Raw genomic sequence first — 4,700 nt, 5'->3', positions numbered from 1 at the left:
AGCGTGCGGGCGGCCTGGTAGACCCCGACGGCCTGCAGGTCGTTGCCGGTGCACACCGCCGTCGGGCGGTCGGGGCGACGGAGCAGGTCGAGGGCGGCGGCCCGGCCGTCGGCGTCGGTCAGGCCGGCGTGCCGGACCAGGTCGGACGCCACCGGCAACCCGGCGGCCTCCAGGGCGGAGCGGTAGCCGTCGAGCCGGGCCCGGCAGCACAGGACGTGTTCCGGGCCGGCGACCATCGCGATCCGCCGGTGGCCGAGCCCGATCAGGTGGCGGGTGGCCGACCGGCCGCCGGCCCAGTTCGTCGCGCCGACGAACGGGACGTCCTCGGGCAGCTCGGTGGTGGGGTCGAAGACCACGAACGGGATGCCCCGGGCGCGTAGCAACCGGTGCTGTTCCGCGTCCAGCTGGGCCACCATGACCAGGCAGTCCGGCCGTCGGGCGAGGGTGTCGTCGATCCAGTACCGGATCGCGTTGCGCTGCGGCCCGAACTCGGTGAGGACGACGCCGACGCGGTGCTGCCGGGCCACCCGCTCGACCCCCCGGATGATCTCCAGGCCCCACATGTCCTCGATCTCGTCGAAGACCAGTTCCATCATGTTGCTGCGGGTGACGGGGGCGGCCCTGCGGTAGCCGTGCCGGCTGATCGCCGCCTCGACCCGGGCCCGGGTGTCCGCCGCGACGCCGGACCGGCCGTTGATCACTTTCGACACGGTCGGCACCGACACACCGGCCGACGCGGCGATCGCCGCGATCGTCACGGGTCTGCCGGGATCGGCGAGCGACGCCAGGTCGCCGCCCGGCCCGCCCGACTCGACGTGACTCAACCCGGCCTCCTCCCCGGCGGTGGCTGCCGGTCACGCCGACGGCTCCACACGCGACCGGGCCGCCGGCACCGCCGCGGGGACCGCCGGCATCGTTCAGGGGGAACCAGGATAACCCGACCCTCGATGTCCGCTCTCCGGGTGCGGGTACCGCCGGGACGGAAACTTTCCCTCGCCCAGTGACCGTGTTCCGTGAGCACGCCGGGTCGAGCGGCAGGTCATCGCCATCGGGTGGGCCCCAGGGCGGGGACACACCCGGTCATTGACGCACGTCGACCGATACTTGTAAGGTCTGCGACGGAAACTTTCCAGGAAAGTTGTCCGATCGTTTCCAGGCGGGAGCCTCGCCACTCACCGTGGACGCCCCGGGCAGCGTCCACACCCGCCCCGTTGCGGCCGGGCCGCCGGACGGCCATCCGACCCCCGGTCACGTCGGCACGACGCCGTGGCCCACCCCCGACCCGGTCGACGTCGGGCCGGCCGGGGCCACCCGGCCGGGGCGACGTCCCACCAACCCCCACCCACCGGTGTCATCCCGGCGAGGAGTTCCCCTGATGAGTACCCAGCACCTCCGACGAATGCGACAACGGGCCGGCCTGCTCGCCGGCACCCTCGCCGCGCTGCTCCTGGCGGGCCTGATGGTCGCCGGCAACGCCCAGGCCGCCGCCGGCTGCCGGGTGGCGTACACCGTGCCGGCCCAGTGGCAGGGCGGTTTCAACGCCGACGTCCAGGTCACCAACCTCGGCGACCCGGTCAACGGCTGGAGCCTGGCCTGGACCTTCCCGGCCGGCCAGCGCGTCACCCAGGCGTGGAACGCGACGACCACCGCCGCAGGCGACCAGGTCACCGCGAAGAACCTCAGCTACAACGCGGCGATCGCCACCAACGGCACCGTCTCCTTCGGCTTCAACGGGTCGTGGACCGGCAGCAACCCGGTGCCGACCTCGTTCACCCTCAACGGGGTCGCCTGCACCGGGGGTGTGGGCACGCCGACGCCCACCGGCACCACCGCGCCGCCGTCCCCGACGGTCTCCCCCTCCCCCACGATCTCGCCGTCGCCGTCACCCGGTGGCGACCCGATGGCGGCGGTGGCCGCGATGCAGCCCGGCTGGAACCTGGGCAACACCCTCGACGCGATCCCCGACGAGACCGCGTGGGGCAACCCGCTGACCACCCAGGCCCTGCTGCGGCAGGTGCGTTCGCAGGGCTACCGCAGCATCCGCCTCCCGGTGACCTGGACCGACCACACCGGGCCGGCCCCGACGTACACCATCGACCCGGTCTGGTTGGCCCGGGTCCGCCAGGTGGTCGACTGGTCGCTGGCCGAGGGCTTCTACGTGATGATCAACCTGCACCACGACTCGTGGCAGTGGCTCAACGGCTACCCGGGCGACCGCACCACCGTCAGGAACCGCTACACCGCTCTGTGGACCCAGATCGCCACCACGTTCCGCGACCACCCGGCCAAGCTGGTGTTCGAGAACATCAACGAGCCGCAGTTCACCGGCACCGCCGACGACGCCCAGGGCGACGAGGTGCTGCGGGAGCTGCACCTGGCGTTCGTCCGCCTGATCCGCCAGTCCGGCGGCGGCAACGCCACCCGGCTGCTGGTGCTACCCACCCTGCACACCAGCGGCGAGCAGGCCCGGATGGACGCGCTGAACACCACGATCAGCCAGCTGCGCGACCCCAACATCGCCGCGACCATCCACTTCTACGGGTACTGGCCGTTCAGCGTGAACATCGCCGGGGGCACCCGCTACGACAGCAACGTCGAACAGGACCTGGTCGGCACCTTCGAGCGGGCCCGCGCGTCGTTCGTCGCCCGGGGCATCCCGGTGATCATCGGGGAGTGGGCGCTGCTCAGCTACGACTACACCCGGCCCGGCATCATCGAACGCGGTGAACTGCTGAAGTTCTTCGAGGCCGTCGGCTACCACGCCCGCACCCGCAACCTCACCACGATGCTCTGGGACGCCGGCTCGTTCCTCAACCGCACCACCCTGCAATGGCGCGACCAGGGCATCTACGACCTGATGAAGGCGAACCTCACCACCCGCTCGGCCACCGCCTCCACCGACCAGGTCTACCTGCCGCGCAGCGGCACCATCACCGGCAGATCGCTCACCCTCAACCTCAACGGCGCGTCGTTGCAGGGCCTGCGGCAGGGCGGCACCAACCTGGTCGCCGGCACCGACTACACCGTCTCGGGCAGCACGCTGACCCTGACCGCGTCGGCGCTGACCCGGCTCGCCGGCAACCGCGCCGCCGGGGTCAACGCCACCATCGAAGCCCGCTTCTCCCAGGGCGTGCCGTGGCAGATCAGCATCATCTCGTACGACCCGCCGACCCAGTCGGCGGCCAGCGGGACGACCGCCTCGTTCGCCGTCCCCACCCAGTTCCGGGGTGACCAGCTCGCCACCATGGAGGCGAAGTACGCCGACGGCAGCGGCGCCGGGCCGGCCAACTGGACCTCCTACAAGGAGTTCTGGACGCACTTCCAGCCCGACTACACCGCCAACACCATCCTGCTGAAGCCGGAGTTCTTCGCCGAGGTCAACGACGGCCCGGTCACGCTGACCTTCCACTTCTGGAGCGGCACGCAGAAGACGTACCGGATCACGAAGTCCGGGAGCACGGTCACCGGCAGCCCGGCCGTAGGGGTGAGGGTGTCCCGCCGGGCCTCAGGGCCACCCTCACCCCGCCGGGGACCACGGCCAGCGCACGTCGTGGAAGGCGGCCTCGACCAGCAGCGCCTCCACGCCGGTCAGCAGCCGCGCGGCCCGCTCCACCGGCAGGTAGCGGGTGTCGGCGGTGACGGCCAGTTCCACCGCGCCGGGGGCGTCGCGCACCTGCACCCGGCAGCGCCACGCGAACCGGTCCAGCTCCCCCACCCAGCGCACCCCGTCCGGTGCCACCATCGCCCGCAGGGCCGCCTCGTCCGGGCCGGCCACCCCCGGGTGCACCTCGGGGGCGAGCCGGGTGTCGTTGAGGTAGCACAGCGGGGCCAGCACGCTGCGGTGGTCGTCGCCCCGCCCGGTGAACGCCCGCTCGAACTCCACCGGGTCGTAGTAGGCGTGCCGGTAGGCGTCCAGGCCCGCCCGTCCGGCCCGGGCCAGCAGGGTGCCGAAGTCGGGCCGCCCGGTCAGGTCGAGCCGGCACAGCCCGATCTGGTTGAGGGTGGCGACCGCCCGGTCGTACCCGGGTGGGAACCGGTTGTTGGCCATCACCACGATGCCGCAGGCGTCCTGCCCGGTGTCGCCGCAGAGCACGGCGGCGGTCGCGGCGAGCAGGGCGGTGGACGTGCTGACGCCGTACCGGGCGGCGACCAGCCGGGTCGCGTGCAGCACCGCCGGGGAGACCAGCGAACCCTGCCGGTAGCGGGGCCCCGGACCGGCCCCGACCGGGTCGGCCAGGGTCATCGGCAGGCCGGGGAACTGCCGCAGCCAGTACGCCACCGCCCGCTGCGACCGCCGCTGCTGCACCGTGCGCTCCTGCCCGGCGACGTCCAGCGACTGGAGACCGGGTGGGTCGTCGACCGTCCCGCGCAGCAGCAGCAGACGCAGGTCCCGCAGCACGGTGGCCGCCGCGTGGAAGTCGACGGCGCAGTGGCTGAACACCAGCACGACCTGCCGTACCGTGTCGGCCACGGTGACCAGCGCGACCCGCAGCGGATACTCGACGGCGTGGTCGAACGGCGACCCGGCCAGTCGCGTGGCCAGCTCCGCCGCGACCCGCGCGCCGTCCGGGTCGTCGGCCGGCCGGGGTACGGCGTGCACGCCCACGGGCAGCCGTCCCGCCGCCGACGCCTCCTGGCACAACTGCCCGTCGTAGGGGCGGACCCGGGTACGACCGGGCGGTCGCCACCCTCAACCAGAT

Annotated in this window: 2 protein-coding genes and 1 pseudogene; 1 reads left to right on the top strand and 2 read right to left on the bottom strand. The window is 72.9% G+C overall.

Annotated elements, in window-relative coordinates; translation table 11 throughout:
- On the bottom strand, positions 1-824 hold an 824-nt coding region (locus ACOJTC_RS25365), incomplete at its 3' end, for a LacI family DNA-binding transcriptional regulator (protein ID WP_420118762.1).
- Positions 825-1,375: 551 nt separating this feature from the next.
- On the opposite strand from ACOJTC_RS25365, the pseudogene ACOJTC_RS25360 reads away from it, so the two are divergent.
- A pseudogene (locus ACOJTC_RS25360) lies at positions 1,376-3,409 on the top strand (cellulase family glycosylhydrolase); the annotation flags it as partial.
- 108 nt (positions 3,410-3,517) lie between these two features.
- Here the strand turns inward: ACOJTC_RS25360 and ACOJTC_RS25355 are convergent.
- A complete protein-coding gene (locus ACOJTC_RS25355; RefSeq protein ID WP_420118763.1) occupies positions 3,518-4,600 on the bottom strand; it encodes a condensation domain-containing protein in 1,083 nt (360 codons plus the stop codon).
- Positions 4,601-4,700: the final 100 nt, after the last annotated feature.

The sequence above is a fragment of the Micromonospora sp. genome (assembly GCF_048594385.1).
Taxonomy (GTDB): Bacteria; Actinomycetota; Actinomycetes; order Mycobacteriales; family Micromonosporaceae; genus Micromonospora; species Micromonospora wenchangensis.
Note: the sequence above shows the minus strand (reverse complement) of the source record. Positions and strands in the feature narration are given on the sequence as shown.